This is a genomic window from Bacillus sp. ISL-4 (assembly GCF_018613275.1).
GTDB lineage: Bacteria > Bacillota > Bacilli > Bacillales > DSM-1321 > Peribacillus > Peribacillus simplex_E.
Genome location: NZ_JAGGQN010000010.1, coordinates 49,154 through 74,777 on the forward strand (window position 1 = coordinate 49,154; position 25,624 = coordinate 74,777).

The window sequence follows — 25,624 nt, forward strand, 5'->3', positions numbered from 1 at the left end:
TTCTCCTAAACTATCTTAGAACCTCAAAGAGAGACAACTAAGTCCGCCATCTTGTTTTTGAAATTCAGTCATCTCCACTTCAATCACTATGTATCCCAAATCTTCAATTTTTTTCTTTGTACCCTCAAACCCTTTAGGGACAATAACGCAGTCGTTCATTCTGACGCAGTTACCCGAATATTCTTCTTCCTGTTTTACGATTATTTGATTGAAGCCAGAAAAAGCCTCGTGATCAATGAATTCCCCGGCCACTAATAAATTATTGTCTCCCAGGTAATTGACACCCGTTTTTAAATGAAAGAACTTCTTAAGGGGAATGATGGTCGTATCATAACCATACTTAGCCATAATATCTTTGAACTGAAGAGCACCTGCTTCATTTGTTCTCGTTGAAAGACCAATATAGAAGTGATCTTCAACTTGCATTACATCTCCGCCATCTAACATACCTGGAGATTGAATATATTCGATTGTGTCATAAAAGTCCTTTAAAACTTCTTTCATTTCATTAATCTCACCATTCCGGCTTTCTGCACCAGGATTGGTTACAAGGGCACATTTTGGCGTCAACACGGCTGTATCTTCCACAAACGTAGAATCAGGGTGTCTCTCATCCGATTCGAGAACGGTCACCTTCACACCGCAGCGCTTTAATGCTTCTACATAAGCCCCGTGTTGTACAAGCGCTTTTTCATAATCCGGGTTTCCTAAATCCGATGTTGTTAAGCCATTTACAAAACTTTTTCCAATCTTCCTTACAATCGCGTGTTTAAACATATATATTCCTCCTAAATAGGTAGATTATTTTTTTAAAAATGTAGGAAATTAACCTTTTTGTACCAGCTGTTCTTTAAATGAATTATCTTTTCATCACTTTGCTGCACATAACTATTCCAGAAGTGGAAGCCATAGAAATATAGTCATGATAGGGAGAAGAGACAACCGAAGGCTTCTCTTAATCTATAACGGGTGTCTCTTCCAGCCAAATGCTTTCTCAAATATTTTAATGACCGCATAGTTTATCCGCTATTCCTACAAAATATCTTACTCCATACCCTAAAGCCTTCTCATCGATTTTAAATTTAGGATGGTGTAAAGGGTAAGCTTTTCCAAACTCATCATTATGAACGCCTAGAAATTGCATGGAAGAGGGTACGATTTCGGAAAAAGCCGAAAAATCTTCCGTCCCGAACATAGGGTCATCAACCTGGATGATATTATCTTCTTCAAAAACCCCTTCCATGACCGTTCTTGAAATATCGACAGCTGCTTTATCATTTACCACGGCTGGATACCCTAAATACCAAGTAATTTCACATTTTGCCCCATGCGTTTCTGAAATCCCCTTAACGATTTGCTCTAGATACTCCCTTGCTTTCACTCGGCTATCAGAGTCTAAGGAACGAATGGTACCACCGATTTCCGCATATTCAGGTATGACATTGAGCGCACTACCTGAATGGAACTGAGTGACTGAAATGACGGGTGTCCTAAGAGCTGAAATTTTTCTAGAAACGATATGTTGAAGATTCGTCGTAATTTCTGCACCAATGAGTAGCGGATCTACCGTTAATTCCGGAGTCGAGGCATGACCGCCCTGACCAATAATTTTAATTTCAAAATCATCGGCTGCTGCACAGAATACCCCTTCCCTTAAACATATTGTTCCTGTTCGTTCATAAGGAGTAACATGCAGTGCAAATGCATAATCCACTCCTTCCATGATTCCTCTTTTCACCAATTCCTGGGCTCCCCCAGGCAGAACTTCCTCAGCGTGTTGGAAAATAAACCTGATTTCTCCATTAATCTCTTCTTTTTTTTCAGAGAGAACTTTAGCAGCACCTAATAACATCGCAGCATGTGCATCATGTCCGCATGCATGCATAACCCCAGGATTTTTTGATTTATATTCAATTTCTGCTTCTTCCTGAATCGGGAGTGCATCAATATCCGCACGAAAGGTGATGGTATTTGATTTTCGGGCAGATTTTTTAGCTCCTTTGAGAACCGCTAAAACGCTCGTTTCGGTAGGTCTCGTCACTTCTAATCCTGTAAAGGTTTTTAATTTCCTATAAATGAATTCAGAAGTCTGGTGCTCCTGATAAGAGAGCTCCGGATTTTCGTGAAAATGACGTCTCCATGAAATCACTTCATCGACAACTGTCTCCTGTATTGTCTTCATCATAAATGCCTCCTCGATCACTTAGTGCCAATATTCAGACTTTTGAGATCTTTAAAAAGGGCCATACTGTATGCTTTGTGCAATGATCAAAAAGATAATCGCTACCGCAACCTGAATCAAAAGATACGGAAACACCCATTTTACCCATTTCGTAAATGATATGCCTGCCACTGCAAGTCCAGCCAATAGCACTCCAGAAGTCGGAAATATCATATTCGAGATCCCATCCCCTAATTGGAAAGCTAACACTGCCGTTTGTCTTGTCACACCCATTAAATCCGCCAATGGAGCCATAATCGGCATCGTCAATGCTGCTTGTCCACTTCCGGATGGAACTATGAAGTTAAGAAATAATTGGACAATGAACATTCCGATTGCATTTATGGCGGGAGGAAGCTGCTCAACCAATCCTGCAGCATAATATAAAATCGTATCCAGCAATCCACCACTTGTAATGATGACCAAGATTGTCTGTGCAATGCCTATTATCAATGCCCCGGAAACCATATCGCCTGCCCCTGAAATAAAACCATTAGCCATCCTTGATGGAGTCAAGCCACCAATTAAGCCCATTATGATCCCGCTTAATAAAAACAAGCCGCCAATTTCACTTATATACCATCCTAACTTAATAACTCCATATACTAATAGGATGAAATTCACCAATAAAATAATTAAAGCAGCGCTATGTCTTTTACTCATCCTAAAGTTTTTATCAATATGTGCATGTTCTTCACGCCTGAATTTCCCATACTCCCCCAGTTCAGGGTTTCTTTTAACCTTCATTGCATGGAAATAGATGTACAATACTGTAACGACATAAAACACTGCAAGAAGAGCGATCCGCAATCCCATTCCCGAATACATGGGCAGTTCTGCAATGCTTTGGGCAACTCCTACATTAAAAGGGTTCGTAATGCCAGAAATGAATCCAGTCGCCAATGTTCCAAGGATGACGATCGCAAAACCTGTAAGTGCATCAAAGCCTAATGCAATCGTCATCGGGACAATGATTGCGATATAAACTAATGCATCTTCAGCAGAGCCGATCAGTGTCCCTAATGATGCGAAGATTAATACCATCAACGGAATAAGCAATTTCTCTTTTGTTCCGAATCGGACGGCCACAAACTTAATGAAAGAATCCAGTGCTCCCGTTGCCTGCATGATTCCCAGTGCTCCGCCAAACAAAAAGACGAACAAGATAATTGACGCTCCTTCAATCATCCCTGCGTGAATGCTGCTGAACATTTCCAATAATCCCACTGGTGTTGATTCAATGAATTCAAAAGAAGTGGGATCGACTACACTTCGTCCATCCTTTTCAATTCTTTCATATTGGCCAGCGGGTAAGATATAGGTTAAAACCGTCACTATTACAATTACGATAAACATTAATACAAAAGGATTTATCCCTTTTTCAGGTAACTCCGTCAATTGGTTAAGTGGCTTATTATTCTGATTAAGCGGCTCGGAAGTAATTTGACCATTAGGCAGGTCATTCATATAAATACCCCCAGTTAAAGTTTTATACTTTTAATCCTGTTCTCCTGTCGGACCATCACTTCTCAACCAAACACTTAAACATACTCTTTATTAACTTCTCCAGCATGACGGGCGTATGAACGAAGGCGCTATCGATGTGAAGGCGCTCAGTACGCTGGTGGGCATCCTTGCCGAACGGACCCACATTAAGTACGGGTGCCTGAAGTTTTTGCATATCCGAGAAAGGAATGCTGTAAGTATCGCCCCAGACTGGTGTATTTTTTTCAAAAGCCGTCCAGCCATCAGACTCATCACTATATTGAACATAGCTTAAATCGCATAGGCCATTAAAATAATGAATTTGGCTGACTTCTTCACCAAGCATGATGGCAGTTTCCTTCATTAATTTCACAGATTCCATGATAAGCGGATCATCGGACGTATTGACGGCTGGATAATATGGCGGTGCAAACAGCAATACAATGGCGGGTGAAAGCTCCTGACATTGTATCATCAATTTTTCAGCGATCCGCACTGATTTTTCCCGCTCATCCAAATCCATGTTTCCTTTAACTTCACTCTTTATTTTCTCAACAAAACTGCCGCCAAATTTGCCCTCGGCATATGAAAGCAACTTTTCATAGCGCAATACTTGTACTTCACCTACACCTTCAATTTGTTCACGCAGACATAGCTCTTTATAAGATTCATTGCATTTCATCGCTGCTTCGTTTGCAACCTGCTCGAATAGGTCCATTATTTCTGCAGCTGTTCTTTTCATAATGAACACATTATAAAGCGCGGCTGCCCGATAAGGTGTCTGTGTTGAATATTGAAGTTTTAGATCTTTTTGCTGAAGCGATACCGGTAATGGTGTTTCCTCACCAAGATCACTTTCCAGAAAAAGAGTGTTCCACTCCATGAGCTGCGTGAGGAACGAGGCTATATAGTTAGCCGTCATGCCCTTTAATGGCTCACCTACATGAGTTTCTTTCCCATAAAAAAGGGCAGCGGGCATGATTTTCCCCAAAGTTCCGGAATAAATATAATGTCTATTATCGCCCGGTTTCTGTGAAAAGGACGGTTCACTATTAAAAAACATTTTATAGGAAAGGTCATGTTTATCACGTAAAGCTACAAGTTCTTTAACTGCAGCCCTCATTCCCGCAGAATTCACTTCCTCATCAGGAACCGTTAACAGCAGGAGATTGATCGGCCATTGTTCGATGCTTGCCTTTTCGATGATAGCCATATGAAGGGCAAGCCCCATTTTCATATCCATCGTTCCTCTACCAAACAAGTACTTTCCTGATTCAAGATCAATGCGCGCTTCTTCCGGTAGTTCATCTTTCCTGTCATAAAGTTTTTTCGTGAGCTCCTCTGGTTGAAATGCAAGAGTCTCAAGGTCACCGTATTCTTCAGTATGAACCGTATCAAAATGGCTAATTAATACAACGGTTTCCTTGCTATCGGGATGTTTATAAAAGGCATTGACAAAATTCCTCCCTAAATCAGCCTCGTGAAGCGATAGGTGCGCCGGATTCCTTTTAAAATAATCAAGCTCCCTCAATTTATCTTGCACCTTATACGGAAACATCCGTTCCCCTAATGTAAGAGTACGGCTTTCCCAGCTAACAAGTTCACATAACAAGGCACGGAGCGTTTCTGGAGTACCCCATAGTAATTGACTCATTCCAATCCCCCTTCATTAATATTTGTACGCACCACCGGGCAGGTTAAACAAGTTGGACCGCCAGTGCCTTTGAAGCTGATCTCAGTTCCTTTGTACTCATAAACCGTTGCTCCCGCATCAATAAGCTTTTGCTTCGTGTAAGCGTTACCAGAAGATAACAGGCAAACCCGCGGAGCAATGGCAAGAACATTACAGCCCAAGGTCAAGTACTCATCAACCGGCACTTCGATAAGCTGTATGCCTCGTTCAATCAGCAGTTTTCTGAAAAAGACAGGCATAAGGCGGGAGTGAACCACTGCTAAATCCTTGTCGACCATGCTGATGAAAGACATAAGATGGAGACACTCTCCCTCTCCTTGATCATGCGGAAGCTGAACTACGATGAATTCATCCACAAGATGAGCGGTCATTTCTTTTAATTGCCGAATGGCTTCAGCATTTGTACGATAACCATGTCCGACAACCAGAGTCTTATCATCAAGCCAAACGATATCACCGCCATCCGCGACCGCATCACCCTTTAAATACCCAATAATCGGGATGTTCTTTTCCTTACAAAATTCCTTGTATACACTAGCTTCAGGCTGTCTCAATTCTTTCCCGGACTTTAAAATGATGGCTCCTTGGCTAGTGAATTTGACCGGGTCATGCGCATATAAGGAGTCAATGCCGACTACCGAAGATGCTGGCAAATAATCGATGTTTGGAACATATTTCTCCAAAATGGAAATAAAGTCACCATACTCTTTTAGTGCTTCGTTGAAATCTGGCTCTTCCGCAAAGTTGAAGTTCCGCCATGCTTGGCTTAAATGCTCTTGACTAATAAACGCTTCTTTCGGATGTTTTACAATGACACGTTCCAATGGTTTGTACATGGACGAACAATATGTCACTGCCTCCTCCTCCTTTTCCGCATAGTGGAAAACGTTTCCGCTAATAGGAATTTTTCTTTTATTATAAAATTAACTTTGGTATAATGTCAATATGTTTTAAATATTCAAATAAATCAAAGTTTTATTCAACTTGTAATGAAAGATAGGTGGTTTGTTTATGCAATCGATCGACCGTGCCATGAACGTTATAAAAGTGCTGGTTTCCAATTCATCGGAAAACTGGCTGTCAATTACGGAACTTTCCCAAGAATGTGATCTTCCTGTCAGCTCCATGCATCGTTTGTTAAAAGCGATGTCCTTGCATGGATTAATCCAACAGGACGGGCAATCCAAACAATATGGTTTGGGGAATATTTGGCTCGAATATGGTTTACGTATGTATGACAAAATGGATTACATCAGCCAAATAAGGCCTGAACTGGAAAGGCTGATGAACAAAGTGGAGGAAAGCGTCTATCTTAGCCAGCCAATAGGAATGGAATCACTCGTAATCGAACGAATCGACAGTGAAAAAAGCCAAATCCGGGTTTATGACCAGCTTGGCTCACGAGTACCTTTGCATATTGGGGCTGCCAATAAAGCGATGCTCGCCTATATGCCATATAATCAAGCCAAAAAAATCGTGGATGCTCTTCTGCCAATTCAAGAAAGAGCAGATTTTTGGGATATATTGCAAGAGACTAAAATGAAGGGACATGGAATCAGCCACAGTGAAAGAACAGAGGGAACATGTTCTGTTGCCGTGCCGATACTGAACCATTTTGGGGAAGTTCACGGTGCGGTGAGCATAGGTTTTGTCAGTTTTAACCTGACAGATGAAAGACTTGATTTCCTCATTAAGAATGTTATGGAAACTGGCAATCGGGTTTCTGCAAAATTGGGGTATAGGGGAACATGAATAAGAGAGCAGTGGAGGATTATCGGATTAGCCGAAAAAGAAGATGAATCATTTCATCTTCTTTTTCGTTTTTATATTAATCGCTGCCGGTCACAAATAAATCTTCTTTAAAATAGGCGAGGACCTCGCCGGCCACGACTGGTTCACCCTCCAATACCTCCAATGATTCTATTTTCCCGCTGACACCAATATCAATGATTTCCACACGTCCATCTGCCTTCTTTATCTGAAATAATTGTTCCCATTCGTAAAATCTGGAATTTTTGGATATTGAAATTTTTTCAATCCTGCCTTCACATGGGCTAAGAATCACATCAACGTACATTTACATCATTCCTTCCTTCAGTATTCTTCTAAATGAAATGGGGTTTGTAAGACCAACTTGAGAAAGTTTTGGAACTCATGTATATCTTCTTGTTCAATCCCAAGGGTCGGAGCCCAGTACTGATCTAAATTAATATCATTGGCACAAAGCAGGATCATTCTTCCGCTTTGCATGGAAGTCACCATTGCTTTACCGAAAAACTGGGCCGAGTATACAATGGTCACATCATATCTATAATCTTGTGACAATAAGCAATAATGATGAATAGCCTGGTTTTCTTTATTTTCGGAAAGAATATCAAAATTCAACGGATTGCCTCCTTTCTTGTAAGCCCTAATTCGCTCAGAATCTGACCCAACCTCGAAGCTGGGATGCTTCTGCTATTTTGCGAATCCCTTCAATATAAGCAGCCACCTTCATGTTCACGGAATATTTTTGTGAAGTATGGTAGACATTCAAAAAGCTGGCCGTTATCTTTTCCTTCAATCGTTCATCCACAAGCTCTTCCGTCCAGTAATAACCTTGGTTGTTCTGGCACCATTCAAAATACGAGACTATCACCCCTCCTGAATTCGCCAAAATATCCGGGACTAGCACTATACCTTTATCATCGAGAATCTTAATCGCTTCCTTTGTTGTCGGCCCATTTGCTGCTTCAATCAGGATTTCACATTTTAATCGTTTTGCATTATCTTTATTCACCACTCCGCTTATAGCTGCGGGAATCAGCACATCACACTCTTTTTCCAACAGTTCTTGATTGGATAATGAATCTTTGAATAAGTTCGAAACAACCCCAAAAGAGTCCCTATTCTCCAAAAGGTAAGGAATATCCAAGCCATCCGGATCATATAAGCCTCCAAGCTCATCCGCAATTCCGACAACCTTAGCTCCCATTTCATGTAAATATAACGCTAAATGACTGCCAACATTCCCGAATCCCTGAATGATTACCCGCATGCCTTCAATAGGAATCCCCTTTAAATCACAAATCATTTGAAGTGTATATAATACTCCCTTGGAAGTGGCCTTTTCCCTGCCCTTCGATCCTCCTAATCTCAGAGGCTTTCCTGTAATGAATCCGGGTGAATCGAATTCCCTGATGTGATCGTATTCATCCAGCATCCAGGCCATGATTTGTGAATTCGTATACATATCAGGTGCCGGAATATCTTTTGTAGGGCCCACTATTTGACTAACTGCCCTGACATACCCTCTGCTTAATCGTTCTAGCTCAGATGAACTCATCTGTCTGGGATCACACACAATGCCACCTTTTGCCCCTCCATATGGAAGATCGGTTATTCCGCATTTCAAGCTCATCCATCCGGCCAATGCCTTAACTTCTTCAGGAGTGACATCCGGGTGAAACCGAATCCCCCCTTTCGTTGGACCGGCTGCATCATTATGTTGAGCACGATACCCTTGAAACATCCTTGTCTCCCCATTATCCATTTGAATAGGAATACTGACTTCCAGAAAACGCATTGGCACTTTCAAAAAATCAAAAACCTGATCTGGATAGTCCAAAACATGAATCGCTTCTTTTAAGATATCCTGGAACTCTTGCTGTGGATTATCCGAATGACGTTTATCAATTACCTTAATTTTCCCTGTCATTTTAGCACCTCACTTTTATTCTTATAACTTACTTAAGCAACTTTCATGCCAGCTTTGAAGATATCGTGTGGAAAGCCAAATACCGCCATTTGCAATCATCAAATTCACATATACAATCATCAGGACATATGTATTAATTCATAAGCAATTCAAGTTTGCATATGTAAACAGGATGATTAAATACAAAAAAACGCATCCTTATTAGGATGCGTTTTATCCTTGCAAAGTCTCATATCTGAATTTCTTCAACTTGGTATTGGGGCGGAGCCTTCCGGAATGCCTTTGTGATATATAATAGATAACAAAAACCAATAATGAACCAACTTGTCCCCATTATTAGGGAACTTGTCTCAAGGTTGATCCAAAGAATGCCAATTGCTATAGCTCCAATTAAAGGCATGATTAAGTATTGAATACACCCTTTTATCGTTCGATGTTTCTTTTCCCGAATGATAAAATGGCTGATCACTGACAGATTTACAAAGGTAAATGCCATTAATGCACCGAAGTTGATCAGTGACGTTGCTGTCACTAAATCAAAAAATAAAGCCGACAATGAAATGACTCCAACTATGAGTACATTAATGGCTGGCGTCTTCCACTTAGGGTGAATAAACCCAATCCATTTTTCCGGAAACACTTTATCACGTCCCATAACATACAAAAGACGGGAAACGCTGGCATGCGATGCTAGTCCCGAGGCTAGCGTATTGACGAAAGTCGTACAAAGAAAAATGGATTGAAATAGCTTCCCACCTACATAAAGGGCGATTTCCGGTAATGCAGCATCCGGTTCCTTAAAACGGGATATATCCGGAAAAAAGAGCTGAATAAAGAAAGATGCGGTAATGAAGATGATTCCACCCCAAAGTGCAGTTAAAAATATCGCTTTTGGAATCGTTTTTTTCGGATCCGGCGTTTCCTCAGATAGTGTCGTTACCGCATCGAATCCCAAAAAGGAAAAACAAAGGATTGTGGCCCCGGTTATTATTGCAGAAAAGTCCATTCCTTCATTTACGAAAGGCTTTATCGTAAACACTTCTCCTGTACCTTCTCCATCATTTAAACCTTTGACGACAAGAATGATGAACACTGCCATGATGACAATCTGAATTAAAACAAAAAGCGCATTAAAGTTTGCAAGTACATTGACACTCCGTAGATTGAGAATGGTGACGATTGCTACGAACAATACTACCCAAATCCACGTGGGAACTCCTGGAAATAATGCTGTAAGATAAATTTTGGTCAACAATGCATTGACCATAGGTAAAAACAAATAGTCTAACAACGAAGACCATCCTACCAGGAATCCTAAATGCGGGTTTATGGCCTTTTGCGTATAAGTGTAGGCAGAACCTGCAGCAGGAAAAACCTTTACAAGTTTTCCATAGCTTGCCGCTGTAAAAAGCATCCCCACCAATGCAAAGATATAGGCAGTCGGCACATGGCCGCCCGTAATCCCAGATACAATTCCAAATGTATCAAATACGACCATGGGGGTCATATATGCTAACCCCATCATAACGATTTGCCATAATTTCAGTGATCTTTTCAATGTAACCTCATTTTCCACCTATCATTCCTCCTTGAAACCGCTTTCAAATCAGTAAGTTCAATTTCTTAACTTGATAAATCCCCATGCCTCCCTCTTTTTTAAAAGTTTCACCTGTATAACTTAATGCAATTTCTGTGCCACATGATTTTGGTTTACTCTACAAACGAAAAACGCCAAAAATGCTACTTAATTCCTGTATTCTTAACGGCACATGATTGATTCATAGAAATGAATTCTTGGAGCATCTCGTCATCTGCGATTCAATTTCCCATAAATTATTCGCCTTTGCATAACCCAAGCCAATGAAATCTGGTAAAAACCCTCTTTAAATAACTTACTGTGACCTGGCATGATAATTGCATAATTAATCATCCATAGGAATTCATTTATATGAGTTTCAAAACTATTATCGTTATAAGAAAATGGAGGAATAGAAAAATGAAATATCCTTTATCCCCTGATGTTAAACCAGAGTTTTGTACCACTGGATCATTTATGCGCTTACCTTCTTCAAGGGAAAATGCCAAATTGGCAGTGATAGGTATGCCTTTTGATACAGCTGCATCATTCAGGGTAGGAGCCCGGTTTGCTCCACAGGCTGTCCGCCAGGCATCCATGACGTTGTTTCCTTACCATCCCATTCACAAGGTATTTCCGTTTGATGAATGTAATGCAATTGATATTGGGGACGTTTCGGTGATTCCCCATAATATACATCGAAGCTATGAGTTAATTGAAAAGGCTATGGTAGACTTGATGAAAAACGGTATCATTCCAATAGGCATCGGGGGAGATCATTCAGTAACATTGGCTAATCTAAGAGCTGCCGCAAAAATACACGGTCCTGTTGCACTTCTTCATTTTGATTCACATACAGATACCTGGGATACTTATTATGATGAAAAATACTGGCATGGTTCCCCGTTTATCCGTGCATATGAGGAAGGCTTGCTCCAAACGGATAAAGTTTTCCAGATTGGCATCAGAGGTACGCTCAATCATCCAGGAGATATAGATTCAAGTACAGATCTAGGTTACAATGTGATAACTACTCCCGAGCTGAAGAAAAGAGGAATCGAAGATGTCGTGAAGGAAGTCAAGAAAACCATTGGGGATACACCTTGTTTCTTGACCTTTGATATTGATTTTGTAGATCCATCATGTGCTCCTGGAACTGGCACCTTGGAGGTCGGCGGTCTAAATAGCCTTGAAACCCTAGAGATGATACGTTCTCTGCAAGGATTCAACTTTATTGGGTTCGACCTGGTAGAAGTCCTCCCGCCGTACGATCCAACACAAATTACATCACTATTGGCAGCCACCATCATTCATGACTTTGCCAGTTTAGTAGCCTTGCAGCTAAAAGAAGAACAAAAAAAGGAGAATTCATCCGAAAAAAGTTTATAGAAGCAAGCGGTAATTATTAAAGAAGGATATTTCAGGTCGAATACGTTATCGTTCAAAAGGCATCTGCTTGTAGTGAAAGCAGATGCCTTTTTTCTATATCATCTTTAATCTTGTCCTGCATTTCCTCTATAAATCATTTCAGATAAACTGATGAACAAGTTCGAGCTATCGGTGTGGGAAAATTAAAAAAACACATCCCATCTGAAAGAATGGGATGTGTCATCATTTTATTCGTCTGATTCTGCCCCAGGACGATTGTATTGTGTTGGCAGGGTATCCCAAAAGCTTGCATCAACAGTTTCTATTGAATCATCGGCAATAGCTCTGACAGCTGCATCCAAAGTGGTTACCGTTTGCTTTATTAGATAGCCATTACTTTTTTGTCCAAGCGCCACTGACTCGATATTGTGGTCCGACATACCTCGCATCTCAAAGAGCAGTGTGGCAATATCATAACGAATGGCTGCACCATTACGTCCTATATTTCCCCCAGAACCGCCATCATACCTACCAATATGCCCCCAACCAGTTGGTTCAATGGAGTTATATACAACAGCACCCAGTTTTTTTGACGCTTCTAATACTTCAGGCTTTACGTTAGCGTTTGTAGGATAAAGAATTGAACCTGAAACAAGTTCACCATCTGTTTCGCTTAGCGTCCCTTGATGATGTAAATCTATCATGTAATCTATATCGTATTTCGCAAATACATTTTCGTGTAAAGCCTTTACCTCCACTTGCATGGAATCAGTTTTTTTATCATGCTCACGGTTTAAGTCGATCCCATTTGCATTTGCCCGTGTTAGATGTCGATCACCTTTTGCTAAATAGTCATCAAGAGGGAAATTAACATCTCCCATTGCCCCATCTGCATTTAACATGGGAATGATCAGTATATTAACATTTTCCAATAAACCTTTAGTCTTATTCGTGCCTAGATGTTTAATGAATTCGAGTGCACCTTCAGTAGTCAGTTGTTCATTTCCGTGCTGTTGAGTTAAAAATAGTATAGTAGGATTCTTGGGATTTGAAATGTATTTCGCTAGGTAAATATCCCTCCCTTTTACCGTTTCGCCGATTACTTCCAGTGCCAGCCTTTCTTGTTTAGCATCCTGCGTTTTAAGATAGCTTACCAGGCTTTCATATGTATGAAGATTTGAAGTTGTCACTTGACCATTTCCAGCACTGGGACCATTTCCAACCGCTCCGACTGGCAGCGCAACAGCTGTAACTGCGCTTAATGTCATTAAACTAGATAATGAAACTGATAGGACTTTCTTTTTAAAATTCAATAAAAACCCTCCTTATAATTTAATTACTAAAGAATAACTATTACTAATATTCTGACATTTTTAACACTTTGTGTTAATAGTGAAAAATAACTATGTTTCAAAAAGTTTTCTTCTGCACCATATAACTTGAAAGGAATTACTTCGACAATGGCGATATTCAAAAAGGCATTTTCTGTTTGCCGAAACCGATCATGAAGAAAAACCAGGCGGGTACCCGCCTGGTTACTAAGTTGATAAAACTATCAATTTTTATTATTGCCTGCCCTCCGTCAGTGGAATTGACTCGTATTGTTCCGGATTGATTTTATATACTGAGCCATCAGTAACTCCATCAATTATTCCATATAACCCTCTTTCCACTGCTTTAATAAGCATGCCTTTTTTCTTTTGGCCAAAAGACTGTGTTTGGCCTCTGACTTCAAAGAGTACTGTCCCACTTCCGTTTAAAGCAAAGGCTCCTAAAGCCGTTCCAGGAAGGTTTTGGTTTTGCGGATATAAGGATATATTTCCATATGGAGAATTACCTTGTTCTTTCATCGCATTATATACCGCTACATTCAATTGTCTGGACAAATCATAATTATAGTTTTTTGCATATTTGGCATACGCTTGTCCTGAAGGCGAGCTTGGATCAGGAACAAATTGAGCAGAAAGCGAGTATGTGACTAGATCATCCGTTCCATCAACTTCATAATAGGGAGCTTGGTGGTGCAAGTCCACAAAAATCTCCACCTTTCCGTATTGCTTCAGGAGAGACTTGTATACATCACGCGTTGTTTGTGATTCAGGTGTTATGAACCAACCAGGGGTGGATGATTTTCCAGGGAAGTCTTTAGCTTGAGGAATATAATTTAAATCAGGATTAAAGTCACGATTGACATCGAAACCAGGATTGGACTCATAATCGAATAATTCATTTTTGTATGTATAATAGTTCCAAGATGGATTCGCTCCTGCTAACTGTGGAAACTGTTCCACGACCTCTGACCAGGTCATATCATTTCCCCGACGGTTCAATTCAGCACCATCCGGATTCATTTTAGGCAAAGCCACCAGGGTAATTTCTTTACGAATTTTCTCCGCTTCAGGAGAATTGGCCCCCAAAAACTTCAAGATATTCAAGATGGCATCCGTACCAGTTTTCTCATTTCCATGAATCTCACTTTGAATTAAAACGACTTTGTCACCTGTTCCCACGGTTGCTTTATAGATTTCTCTATTTCTATTAGAATATCCAGCTACATCCACTTTTACTTTACCTTGGCTATTACTCGCAATTTGTTCTAGCTTTTTCCCTAGTTCAGCATGATCTGTAAAACCTGAAACCGAATAAGTTTGTTGAATGGGTGTTCCTGGGGATGTTTCATTAGCTGCAAATGTTGGTGCCGCAATACCCGCCGATAAAACGGCAACTCCTAGAGTTGAAACAAGTTTCCTGTTTTTCATATTACAACAATCACTCCCTTAAAATATTTTTCTATCTCATTATACAAAATGGCAAAGTAGAAATATGTTGGAATATGATGTCGTATTATGGGTTTTAATGATTCGTGCATCAGCTTTATCTATAATATGGGTGTACACTCACTTATTCAAATCATAATTATATGCTTTTTTTATTGTAACTGTGTAAAAGGTGCAGATTTTCCCGCACAAAAAGATCAGCGACATTCTTATCACGGATCGTTGTTGCTGGAGGTCTTTAACCATGTAAAAATATTGGCTAAGCAATAGTCGAATTGATGATTTGTACTATAACATCACATTACGTTATAATAAAAGGAAAAACACGAGAAAGGGGAAAATATGAAACTCAACACACATAGTTCTACGCCATTATACATGCAATTAAAACAATCTATTATCGAAGATATAAACAAAGGGATTTACTCTTCTGGCGAAAGATTACCAACGGAGACAGAATTATGCGACATATATGGTGTAAGTCGCATTACTGTTCGAAAAGCCGTTTTGGACTTGGTGGAAGAGGGGCTTCTAATACGCCAACAAGGAAAGGGAACATTCGTTCAATATCCTAAAGTAAAAAGGGAATTATTTGCTGTTAATGGTCATGCTGAATATATGTCAGAATTAGGGAAAATACCTCAAACTAAAATCCTTTCATTTGGGATAATACCTGCACCGGCTAATATTTCCAAATCCTTGGAGATTACTCCTGAAAGTGATGTTCTTGAATTACAACGGATCTTATACTATGATAATCAACCTCTCACCTTAGAAATTTCTCATTATTCTTTAAAGGTTCTGCCAAATTTAAATCAACATGTCCATAACTCTGTTTCCATGTATGATATCATAAAGCATGAATATAATATAACTCCAGTTCATAACTCGAAACTTTTAAATATGGTTTTGGCAAATGCTGATGAAGCAAAAAATTTAGAATGCGAAGTGGGAGATCCCCTTTTCAAAGTGGAGAAAGTGGCATATGACGCTAAGAAGCAGCCTATCCATTCATCCTTCCTATATTATCCTGCTAATCGCGTGACTTTTACGATTGATAGTTCTATATCGCAAGAAAAAGGTAACGAATCCCCGTCCTAATCCGGGATCTCGTTACCTTTTTCCATCTATAAATCATATTAAACCATCATATGTTTAGGATTATATTCTTTACCATATCCAAATGCACCATAATCCTGACAGGTATGGGAGGCAGCTAAAGCTCCTTTTTGTAAGGCTTTATATACATCTCGTCCTTGGACATATGATGAGAGAAAACCAGCAATAAAGGAATCTCCCGCCCCCAACGTATCTACAACTTTGGTTTGGATAATAGCTTGTTCATATAATTGATTTTCAATTGATAAAATTGCTCCCTTTTCCCCACGAGTAACACATATCACTTTTGTGCCGAACGAATCCACCTTTTGAATCAGTGCATTGCACTCTGCCACGTTCAAATTGCTTCCGGAAAAAAATGCATAAGTCACATCCGGACAAACTTTTTGTAAATAGTGATCCTCTTGATTTGTGGAAAAATCAAAAGAAATGTCAATGAATTGGCTTAATATTGGAAGACTGTGCTCTATACGGCTATATACACTTGTATGAAGAAGGTCGTGTTGCCGAATATAATCCAAATCCTTGTCATTCAGTACAATCCCCAATCTGGATTGAATTCCCCCTTTATTGGAACCAATAAAGATTCGGTCACCGTCCTTATCCAACGCGACGACTGCCATACCATTCTCTCCTACTGCTTGTCTTACTCTACTAATCTCTATCTTTTCCTTTTGCAATACCTCTAACACATGGTCTGCTGCCCCGTCATTTCCTACAATGCCAATATATGAAGATTGCTCATCATTTAAACGATTGTACAATACTGCCACGTTTAATGAATTGCCGCCAGGATATATCTTTCCTTGGTCTTTATAAAAATCTACTACGTTATCTCCGATTCCAATTAATTTCATGCCTGTTCCCCCTGTTATCATTTTACACTTCCACTAGCAATTCCACGGATAAAATACTTCTGCATGAATAAAAATAAAATGACGATAGGTGCCGCAGAAATCGTCAATCCAGAAAGTAACACTCCCCAATCGGTTTGCAGTGCATCTCGGAATTGCATTAAACCGGCTGGTATTGTACGTAAACTATCATCGTCTATAAAGATGATGGCGAACATGAATTCATTCCATGTATAGTAAGCTGTTAAAATTGTCGATGTTAATAAAATAGGCTTACTCATAGGAATGAATATTCTAAAAAGGATTCCAAGGTTTGTACATCCATCTAATCGAGCAGCCTCTTCCAGTTCTCTCGGAATGGACAGGAAGTAGGCCCGAATCAATAAGATGGTTAGCGGAATTCTGTATGCTACATAAGGTAAAATTAACGCCCAATGGGTGTTATATATACCTAGCTTCTGAATGATATTATACAAAGGGATCAAGCTAACTTGGGGGGATAGCATCAAACCGCCTAAGCATATGACCAAAATGAAAGCCTTTCCACGAAAATCAAAGCGAGATAATCCGTAGGCACCTAACGCACTTACTAATACCGTTAGAATGCAAGTCAAGCCAGTAACCATGACACTATTTAAAAAATAGGAGGAAATCCCGCCATTCCAAGCTGTTACATAATTTTCAAACAACCATGTATGAGGAAGGGACCAACTATCGTTAAAAATTTCCTCTGTGCTTTTGAAAGAGCTGATGACCATCCATAATAAGGGATATGCAACAACAAGAAAGTAGGCGATCAAACCTGCATAGACAAGCGCTAGTCTCATATTATAGGCTTTTCTTTTCCTGGAATATTTTAGATTTTCGACTACTAATTCCGGTACTCTGATAGTTGATTTAGGCATCTCCATTATTAGTCCTCCTTTCCTGTTTTAAATATTTTCATTTGAACAAGAGAAATAAGTAACGTAATAATTAAGATAACCGTAGCAATGGCAGAAGCATATCCCATCATATCCTTTGAAAAAGCCGTTTTATATAAATAGGTACTTAGGACTTCCGAAGAAGTTCCCGGTCCCCCTCCGGTTAAGATATATGGCTCATTAAACACTGTAAAAGCACCTGTCAATGTTAATATTACGGCTACAAATGTCATTTCCTTGGTTGCTGGAACCGTAATGTGAAAAAACGTTTTTATTTTATTCGCTCCATCCATTTCAGCCGCTTCATATAGTTCAGGTGATATTTTTTGAATGGATACGATATATAACATAGCTATATAACCAATCGATTGCCACTGTGAGACAGCAATGACTGCATAGATTGCCGTTTCACTATCACCCAACCATGGTTGTGCTAAATCATTTAATCCAATCATTTTAAGAAACTGATTTAACAATCCCACTTCCGGGTTGTAAAAAAATGAAAACAGCAATGCTATGACTGTCATTGAAACGACGACTGGTAGGAAATAGACTGTTCGAAAGATAGGTGAAAATTTACGGATTAATTTATCTTCTAAAACAGCTGCAACAATTAACCCTCCAAAAACCTGGAAAACAATTGAAATGACTGCATAAAGAATATTATTTTTTAAAGCTTCATAAAATACGGGATCTTTAAACAAAGTAAAGTAGTTGTCCAACCCTACAAATGCTTTATTTGGTGAAAAAGTACTCCAATTATACAGACTATCGCCAATATTCTGGAAAATAGGGATATAAACGAGCAGTAAAAAAACTAAGGCTGGAAGAAGATATAGATAAGGTACAAATTTATCGAGTTTTATCATTAAAATATCACTCCCTTAATAAAACGGAAAAATGCTTTCCCTTATTTCCCCGCTTCAATTCTAACAGTATCAGCGGCTTTTTGAACATCACGCATAATTTGTTTAGGTGTTTTATCTCCATTTAACATCATTTGTGTTCCTGTTAAATAGGCATCTGCAATACGCGCATCAATGCTCATGTCAAACCATGGGGCCATTTCCTTTGCGTTTAAAATGCTTTGAACCGCTTCCAGCTGTTCTGGGGTAGAATTATTTTCATTCACTGTACCTTTAACTGCACTATATTTGCCCACATCAGTGACTAGTTTTTCTCCCATCTGTTTAGTAGATAAAAACTTTAAAAACTCCATTGCTTCTTTGGGGTGCTTTGTCTTGGAAGAAATCATAAAGCCCTCAGGCGAACCCGTTAGATTTGTTTGATTACCTTTTCCGCCTTCTACTTCAGGAAAGTTAAACATGCCAAGTTCAAACTTAGTGGGTCCAAATAGCTTGATTTCTGCGGTTTCTGCATAAATCATAGGTGCTTTACCATTTGAAAATTGCTGCCTAGCATATTCATGATCTATTGAATTCGTATTTTCATTAAAATAAGGTAACAACTCTTGGAATTTTTCAAGCGCTTTTATGTAGTCATCATCCTTGAATTTTCCGGTTTTTCGATTATAGTCCATTGTCAGCACTTCCGGTCTAACAAGGCGTTGATTCAATGTGCCCACATAATGGGAAATTGTCCAAGTATCCTGACTACCGAATTGAAGAGCTGTGTAGTTATTCTTTTTTAACACTTTTAATACATCGATTAATTCATTCCAGGTTTTAGGTGGGTGTATGTTCAATTCTTCGAAGACATTCTTGTTATAGAAAAACATTTTCCCATCCATTGTTACGGGGACACCATAAACCTTATTATTAAATGTATATGGTTTGACTTGGGATGGAACGAGTTGAGAAGACCATGTCGGATCGTTTTTATAATAAGAAGTTAAATCCAAAGCTTTATTGCCTCGCACAAACTGACTGGCAAATTCATCACTCCATGAGAAATAAACATCAGGTGGATTATTTGTACCAGTCATTACTTTAATTTTATCTTTATACGAATCGTTTAGCACTGCTTCGGTTTTAATATGGATATCGGGGTTTTGTTTTTCAAATTCTTTTACAACTTCATTAAAATAAGTTTTTTCCGGTTCCTTTGGCCACCTATGGAAAAATGTTAATGTAGTTTTTCCAACATCTGATTCTGAAGATGTTTTTTCACCAGAACATCCCCCAAGCATTAAAGATAAACTTAATAATGATGCAAATATAAGTTTTGTTATTCTCATGAATACCCTCCTTTTTATAAATGCTTTTATTATCAGGAAATTATACTATAATGTTATAAAACATTATAGTATAATTCGTAAATAAAATATACCGAATATTAAGTTATGTCCAACTATTAGTATTCTACTTTCCACATATAACGCCTTTTGCTTAATGGATGATTACGCGCTTCCGCTAATTCTTCTGCATATTGACGTAATACACGATTTAAGATAAGCGGTGCAATATATCCTTTTACTTCTTCATCGATACCATCAAGATCATACTGTTTTGCATCTAACACCGTTAGCTTTTTGCCATAACGCTGAGAAAAGGATAATGCTCTTTCTTCTAATGGTCTTGTTTCATCCAATCCCAATAGAATGATAAACGGTACGTTTTCGTCAATAATTTCGAATGGTCCATGGAAGTACTCACCAGCATGAATGGCATGTGAGTGTATCCATTGCATTTCCATTAAGATACAAATACTAAAAGAATAGGCTGTCCCATAGTTGGAACCACTTGCCATTGTATAGATAACAGGTTCTTTTGCATGAGATTGTGCGAACACTCTTGCATTAGAAGCTTCTTGCTGTAGAGCTTTTTCATACACTGGCTGTAAGTTCTCTAAACTTGATACTAGTTTTCCAAACTTCTCATTGTTTTCCGCTATATGAAGTACACCAAAAACTAGTTGATATAAAACACTGAGATTTGTATCAAAGGCTTTTACACCGTTACCCCATTCATATTTAATGAAAAGGTCCGAATTTTGGGCTAATGGTGATGCTGGTTCGTTAGTTAATGCCACTGTAAACGCACCTTTACTTTTTGCAAACTTAGCCGCTTCTGCTGTTTCAGGAGTTGTTCCAGACATAGAGCATAAAATTACTAAAGATTCCTTCCCTAGTTGTTGTGGATTACGATGTATAAACTCATTTGAACTATATAGATCGGAAGTTATATTTTTAGCTTCACGATCCAGTATATACTTAGCTGAATACATAATGGCAGAAGATCCCCCGCATGCTACAAAATAAATATTGTCAATTTCCCTACCCTTTAATTGATCCAATACTGTTTTTACATTACTTTTTACATTAATAACCGATTTGCTCATTTTCCCACTCCTTTAATATTTGATATACAACATTATGTAATGTTATATATTGTTATATTAAATCATCAACTTTCTTTAGTCAATATATTTGTCAGAATATTTTATTTATTCTTTTTTCCCACTTCCCCTTTAACATCCATGAATCAGTTAACTGCTACATCGCATTCTTTATCCATCAAAAACTTTCATGACACATTTAATTGTTTACCAAGTTATCTGTAGGCTTGATTTCTTTACTAATTGAGCTAACGATATCGGCTATCCTCTAGCATTTGCCCTCATTAAGATGTAACTTCCTAATGATGCTACGGGTATTCTTACTTTTTTCTAATTTTCCCAACCATTAATAATAACAATGGCAGAATAAAACAAATCGTTAAGGATAAAGGTGTCCAAGCTGTAGCTATAAAGTTTTGATAATGTACAATATTTGGATGCGAAAAGATGGTAAAAGTGAGAATTAGAAAAGCTAATGGGAATAGAAGAATTTTGTAATTTTTTAATCCTAGCAATTGAGCTAGTCCTAAGGCGAGTCCATAAAAGCATATGGTCAACTTAAAATACTCTGTAAAAACCCAAATGAATGCCACAATGACCTCGACCCTTTCAAAAAAATTACCAATGCTTATCCTCATCCCCAGTTTATAAGAAGGATAGGTTAATCTTGCTGTATTTGAAGCATCCAATACGAGGATACTGAAAATGATCACTAACAATAGAACGCCGCCACCTACTAAAGTCCCTAAATAAAAGCTTTTCTTCATTTCAGCCTTTTCGTTTACATATGGCGTGAGCATTAAAAAGAAAACAAGCTGAACATAAGGCAGTGCTAAAGAGTGATATGATCCATTCATAATTGGTTTCATGCCTTCTTCAAATATAGGTTGCATATTTTCGATTTTGATATCGGGGATTAGAAATACGAATAATATGAAAAGCAGCAGAACAAGCCAAGGAAAAAAGATTAATGCAGTTCGGGAGATGACTTCCAATCCTAGCCGTGCACCAAATACGCTTGTTAATATAAACAAGATCATGATTATTTCCATAGGTGTCTCACCCAGAACCTGTGTCGAAAAGAAGTTCCCAATTTCACTTAGTAATGCAGAAGAAAGATAATAAATATAAAACAGGAATAGCAGTGCCGAGATTTTCCCGATCCATTTACCAAATATTTTTTCATTAACTTCTATATAAGTCATGGATGGGTAAAGTGAGGCGAGCCGGGTAAATAAGAAAACGAAACATAAACCGATGAGAGTAGCTATAATATAGGCAATCCACCCATCCTGTTTTGCTAATGAGACAAGTACGGAAGGTAAAGTAAGTATCGCTCCTCCAATGGTGAATATGATGACCAATATAAGAAATTCACCAGAGCTGATTTTTCCTTTTTCGAGCATGATCGATACCTCCCTAGGATAAAATACGATCCATGAAGTGAGCGAGTGGACTATATATTTTCGTTATCCAGTCTATAGGAGTGGGAATGGTAATATCCTTGATTATCAGAATACTCAACGTCATGCCAACTAAAAGCAATAAAATGAAAATGACAATTTCCTTCCAGCATTTCTTTTTAATAAGCGGAGGTATTTCGAAAAATGAAATAATAGCTCCAGTACACACTGTTCCAATAATTGCCCACATTGATCTTTACTCCTCGATTTCTTTTTGAAAGGATTCTGATATCGTTCCTAAATTACGAATCTTTGCTTTAACGGTTACATTCACGTCCAAATTTGCGAATTCCTGTTCCCAATTTTGTTTTAAACGTTTCCATTCTTTAGGATCGGTTCTATGGATTTCATCACCAAAACCGAAAATGTCACTTTGATACTTCTCTTGAAGCGTTTTTATCGATCCTTCTATTTTACCTTTAATATCTTTTGCGTATCTTTTATTCAATTCTTCGATTTTTTCGGGTTTAGTTAAATCAATTGTGCATTCTACTTCACCTATACTCCCTTCTGACGTGACATTTATATCAATTTTCGGATTTCCTTTTTCCATTTTCCCCTTGATTTTCGTTTTTGAACTAGTCGTGTTGATCGTAATTTGCTCACCTTTACATGGAATATTTACCGCAGTGGACTTAACATGATCTGTAATGTAACTAACACCTTTACTGTCGTTCCTGTTTAACCAGCCGACAAGTTTATCTTTCTTGAATACTCCAAGATAATCCAATCGCAAGCCGGATTTCGGGGAGATATTTTGTGCATTCGTAACATTGCTTCCGGATTCGGGATCACCATAAACGTAAATCCCCGTTAGCATGGCCTGTCTGCCTTTACTGACGATACTGCTGACCAGCTAATCCAAAGTGACCGTCCTTGTCGGTGCCCATCTTCTCTCTGAATTTTCCAAGGAGTCAAAGACTTTATTTGCCGGTATTTTCTCAAGTGCTGTTTGCACATTAAGCGTATCATAAGCAGTTGAACCCTTAGCAACAGTCATATAGAAATCGGAACGCAACTCCTTTAGCCGGGAAAGGAAATCCAGAGGCTTTGCTATTCCTTCCCTGGCCATTTCCTCACCAAAGACAACTTCACGAAGATGTGCTACATATAACCTCCTTGGCACATCAGTTGATAGGCTTCTAAGGGCTTCAAAAATGGTTTTTCCACTCTTCCTGAAGGTTACAACTTCCGTGCGACCAGACCTGGCATCACCTGCCAGCTCACTCGGATTTAGAACTTGGACGGTTACCAGATACCCACCTTCTGTTTTATCGATTCCCATTGCAGTAACGATGGCAAGTTCATTCAATTCAATGCTGCTCCAACAGCCGGATAAACAAATTATAGGTACCATTAAAAATACGATTAGCATTTTTTTCATCGTGACCCTCATCATCTCATCATTTTATCTTGGTGTTATTTAGGTGGTTTCGGAGCACTGACATCTCCTCTTTCTGTATCATTTTTACTGATCAAACGAGGCCGCTTTAATAATGACCAATGCGGCAATCGAATGATATTGTCTTTTTGATCTTGTAAAATGAATGGTGCATTTGGAGCTAGATATGGCAAACCAAAAGATCGTATGCTATTTAAATGCAGGACCATCACGATCAGCCCCAAAATGATCCCGTATAATCCAAATGTAGCGGCAAGGATCATAAACAAGAACCGAAGCATCCGAAAAGCCATGGCCATGCTATTGGCTGGGAACACAAAGCTACAGATGGCTGTTAAGGACACGATGATAACCATTGTTGCTGAAACGAACCCTGCTTCGACAGCAGCCTGCCCAATAACTAATGCACCTACGATGGAAATGGACGAACCGATAGCCCTGGGCATCCTCACACCTGCCTCACGCAAGATTTCAAACACTACCTCCATTATCATCGCCTCTACAAAAGCTGGAAAAGGAACACCCTCACGTTGTGAGGCAAGACTTATGAGTAAAGGAGTAGGAAGCATCTCTTGATGAAAGGTTGAGACAGCTATATAAAGTGACGGTGTAAGCAAAGCAAGGAAAAAAGATAAATACCGTAATATTCGAATTAATGTGGCAATGTCTGCCCGTTGATAATAATCTTCACTGGACTGAAAAAAATGCACCATCAGTGCTGGAACGATAAGGACAAACGGCGTTCCGTCAACAAATATTGCAATCCTTCCTTCTAACAGGGCAGCGGCTACAGCATCTGGACGTTCCGTATTATATACGGTTGGAAATGGAGTATATACTTCATCCTGTATAAGTTCTTCAATGTAACCACTCTCAAGAATCGCATCTATTTTGATTCGATTTAACCGGCTTTGCAATTCTGAAACCGTTTTATCATTGGCAACACCTTTTAGATACATAATTGCAACATCTGTTTGCGTTTTTTCACCAATCTGTTTTGTTTCAAGCCAAAGGTTAGGATCCTTGATTCGCCGTCTTATTAAAGCAGTATTTGTTCGCAGCGTTTCAGTGAACCCATCCTTCGGGCCTCTTACTACTGTTTGTGAAGAAGGTTCCTGAACTCCGCGATCGACCCATTCTCTTGAGCCTAGTGCTATTCCTTTTGGGGAGCCGTCCATCAATAACATCGTGTCTCCCGATAAAACATGGTTAAAAAGTTTTTGGAAATCAGTTACTTCCCCTATTCCCCCTACAGGGAGAGTATGTGATTTTATCATTTCAAAACAGTCAGAGGGACTAAAGACCGCTACGTCCAAATCCGAGTTCCGAATTTCAATCATCAAAGTGTCGAGGATGAAATCTTGGACGGATACCGAATCCGTTAATCCATCTGTGTAAACGATGCCTAACTTAATTTCCCCATTTTTACCTGCTTGAAAATCCCTTATAACTAAGTCTGAACTATTTCCTAACGTTTTCTTAATATGGTCTAAATTATATTGAAGATCAGAGGATATAAGTTTCGTTTCATGATTATTTGAGTCTTTACTTCGATTTTCGTCTTGAACTGGATTTTGGTTTTGACTTTTAGTTTTACTGGAGTTTGGATTTTTGCTTTGATTTAGGTCTTCTTGTTGTTTTTTATTTTTCACTGATTGTTTATCTTCAATTAACTTCCTCAATGGGATAGGAACTCGAGATTTCAATGCTTACCCCCTCTTAACCAATAGCCTGTTAAAATTATGTTTT

24 protein-coding genes are annotated in these 25,624 nt (G+C 38.9%); 3 read left to right on the forward strand and 21 right to left on the reverse strand.

The window, feature by feature from the left end; translation table 11 throughout:
• Positions 1–15: 15 nt before the first annotated feature.
• From J7J00_RS06580 to J7J00_RS06600, 5 genes are all read right to left on the reverse strand, one after another.
• On the reverse strand, positions 16–777 hold the full coding sequence (locus J7J00_RS06580) for a dimethylarginine dimethylaminohydrolase family protein (RefSeq protein ID WP_214789051.1): 762 nt from the start codon (positions 775–777) through the stop codon (positions 16–18).
• Between the two features lie 226 nt (positions 778–1,003).
• Complete coding sequence (locus J7J00_RS06585; RefSeq protein WP_214789054.1) at positions 1,004–2,182, reverse strand: amidohydrolase; 1,179 nt, start codon at positions 2,180–2,182, stop codon at positions 1,004–1,006.
• A gap of 51 nt (positions 2,183–2,233) precedes the next feature.
• The gene (locus tag J7J00_RS06590) at positions 2,234–3,577 is read right to left on the reverse strand and encodes a YfcC family protein (RefSeq protein ID WP_377397789.1); all 1,344 of its coding nucleotides are present in this window, start codon (positions 3,575–3,577) and stop codon (positions 2,234–2,236) included.
• A 166-nt stretch (positions 3,578–3,743) separates the two neighbouring features.
• Complete coding sequence (locus J7J00_RS06595) at positions 3,744–5,360, reverse strand: M20/M25/M40 family metallo-hydrolase (RefSeq protein WP_214789060.1); 1,617 nt, start codon at positions 5,358–5,360, stop codon at positions 3,744–3,746.
• Entirely contained in the window at positions 5,357–6,235 is an 879-nt protein-coding gene (locus J7J00_RS06600; RefSeq protein WP_141993610.1) for a dimethylarginine dimethylaminohydrolase family protein, read from the reverse strand. The genes J7J00_RS06595 and J7J00_RS06600 overlap by 4 nt, the downstream gene beginning before the upstream one ends.
• 175 nt (positions 6,236–6,410) lie before the next feature.
• Here J7J00_RS06600 and J7J00_RS06605 point away from each other — a divergent pair, with 175 nt between their 5' ends.
• Positions 6,411–7,151, forward strand: a complete 741-nt coding sequence (locus J7J00_RS06605; RefSeq protein WP_214789063.1) for an IclR family transcriptional regulator — start codon at positions 6,411–6,413, stop codon at positions 7,149–7,151.
• A 76-nt stretch (positions 7,152–7,227) separates the two neighbouring features.
• Here J7J00_RS06605 and J7J00_RS06610 read toward each other — a convergent pair whose 3' ends face one another.
• From J7J00_RS06610 to J7J00_RS06625, 4 genes are all read right to left on the reverse strand, one after another.
• Positions 7,228–7,476 (reverse strand): biotin/lipoyl attachment domain-containing protein, encoded by a 249-nt coding sequence (locus tag J7J00_RS06610; RefSeq protein ID WP_141993502.1) that lies wholly within the window; start codon positions 7,474–7,476, stop codon positions 7,228–7,230.
• Positions 7,477–7,493: 17 nt separating this feature from the next.
• On the reverse strand, positions 7,494–7,784 hold the full coding sequence (locus J7J00_RS06615) for an SAV0927 family protein (RefSeq protein WP_076365856.1): 291 nt from the start codon (positions 7,782–7,784) through the stop codon (positions 7,494–7,496).
• A 34-nt stretch (positions 7,785–7,818) separates the two neighbouring features.
• On the reverse strand, positions 7,819–9,096 hold the full coding sequence (locus tag J7J00_RS06620) for a Glu/Leu/Phe/Val family dehydrogenase (protein ID WP_214789066.1): 1,278 nt from the start codon (positions 9,094–9,096) through the stop codon (positions 7,819–7,821).
• 229 nt (positions 9,097–9,325) lie between these two features.
• A complete protein-coding gene (locus tag J7J00_RS06625; protein ID WP_309487147.1) occupies positions 9,326–10,672 on the reverse strand; it encodes an APC family permease in 1,347 nt (448 codons plus the stop codon).
• A 420-nt stretch (positions 10,673–11,092) separates the two neighbouring features.
• Here J7J00_RS06625 and speB point away from each other — a divergent pair, with 420 nt between their 5' ends.
• A complete protein-coding gene (gene speB / locus J7J00_RS06630) occupies positions 11,093–12,061 on the forward strand; it encodes an agmatinase (RefSeq protein WP_214789069.1) in 969 nt (322 codons plus the stop codon).
• A 227-nt stretch (positions 12,062–12,288) separates the two neighbouring features.
• On the opposite strand, the gene J7J00_RS06635 is transcribed toward speB, so the two are convergent.
• Both J7J00_RS06635 and J7J00_RS06640 read right to left on the reverse strand, forming a co-directional pair.
• Positions 12,289–13,353 (reverse strand): M14 family zinc carboxypeptidase, encoded by a 1,065-nt coding sequence (locus tag J7J00_RS06635; RefSeq protein WP_286201215.1) that lies wholly within the window; start codon positions 13,351–13,353, stop codon positions 12,289–12,291.
• Between the two features lie 252 nt (positions 13,354–13,605).
• Positions 13,606–14,799, reverse strand: coding sequence for a M14 family zinc carboxypeptidase (locus tag J7J00_RS06640; protein WP_214789073.1), 1,194 nt, complete (start codon positions 14,797–14,799; stop codon positions 13,606–13,608).
• 360 nt (positions 14,800–15,159) lie between these two features.
• Here J7J00_RS06640 and J7J00_RS06645 point away from each other — a divergent pair, with 360 nt between their 5' ends.
• The gene (locus J7J00_RS06645; protein WP_214789076.1) at positions 15,160–15,918 is read left to right on the forward strand and encodes a GntR family transcriptional regulator; all 759 of its coding nucleotides are present in this window, start codon (positions 15,160–15,162) and stop codon (positions 15,916–15,918) included.
• 38 nt (positions 15,919–15,956) lie between these two features.
• Here the strand turns inward: J7J00_RS06645 and J7J00_RS06650 are convergent, their stop codons facing one another.
• The 10 genes from J7J00_RS06650 to J7J00_RS06695 all read right to left on the reverse strand — a co-directional run bounded on the left by J7J00_RS06650 (position 15,957) and on the right by J7J00_RS06695 (position 25,581).
• Complete coding sequence (locus tag J7J00_RS06650) at positions 15,957–16,793, reverse strand: PfkB family carbohydrate kinase (RefSeq protein WP_214789079.1); 837 nt, start codon at positions 16,791–16,793, stop codon at positions 15,957–15,959.
• A 17-nt stretch (positions 16,794–16,810) separates the two neighbouring features.
• Positions 16,811–17,701, reverse strand: coding sequence for a carbohydrate ABC transporter permease (locus tag J7J00_RS06655; RefSeq protein WP_214789082.1), 891 nt, complete (start codon positions 17,699–17,701; stop codon positions 16,811–16,813).
• 2 nt (positions 17,702–17,703) lie between these two features.
• The gene (locus J7J00_RS06660) at positions 17,704–18,582 is read right to left on the reverse strand and encodes a carbohydrate ABC transporter permease (protein ID WP_214789085.1); all 879 of its coding nucleotides are present in this window, start codon (positions 18,580–18,582) and stop codon (positions 17,704–17,706) included.
• Between the two features lie 41 nt (positions 18,583–18,623).
• Positions 18,624–19,910 (reverse strand): ABC transporter substrate-binding protein, encoded by a 1,287-nt coding sequence (locus J7J00_RS06665; RefSeq protein ID WP_214789088.1) that lies wholly within the window; start codon positions 19,908–19,910, stop codon positions 18,624–18,626.
• Between the two features lie 116 nt (positions 19,911–20,026).
• Positions 20,027–21,013: an SIS domain-containing protein gene (locus J7J00_RS06670; protein WP_214789092.1), complete on the reverse strand. Its 987-nt coding sequence runs from the start codon at positions 21,011–21,013 to the stop codon at positions 20,027–20,029.
• Positions 21,014–21,330: 317 nt separating this feature from the next.
• Positions 21,331–22,416 (reverse strand): GerAB/ArcD/ProY family transporter, encoded by a 1,086-nt coding sequence (locus J7J00_RS06675; RefSeq protein ID WP_214789095.1) that lies wholly within the window; start codon positions 22,414–22,416, stop codon positions 21,331–21,333.
• 13 nt (positions 22,417–22,429) lie between these two features.
• On the reverse strand, positions 22,430–22,663 hold the full coding sequence (locus tag J7J00_RS06680) for a hypothetical protein (RefSeq protein ID WP_053535516.1): 234 nt from the start codon (positions 22,661–22,663) through the stop codon (positions 22,430–22,432).
• 6 nt (positions 22,664–22,669) lie between these two features.
• A complete protein-coding gene (locus J7J00_RS06685) occupies positions 22,670–23,329 on the reverse strand; it encodes a Ger(x)C family spore germination protein (RefSeq protein ID WP_286201248.1) in 660 nt (219 codons plus the stop codon).
• The gene (locus J7J00_RS06690; protein WP_214789101.1) at positions 23,330–23,857 is read right to left on the reverse strand and encodes a Ger(x)C family spore germination protein; all 528 of its coding nucleotides are present in this window, start codon (positions 23,855–23,857) and stop codon (positions 23,330–23,332) included.
• A gap of 35 nt (positions 23,858–23,892) precedes the next feature.
• On the reverse strand, positions 23,893–25,581 hold the full coding sequence (locus J7J00_RS06695) for a spore germination protein (protein WP_286201216.1): 1,689 nt from the start codon (positions 25,579–25,581) through the stop codon (positions 23,893–23,895).
• Positions 25,582–25,624: the final 43 nt, after the last annotated feature.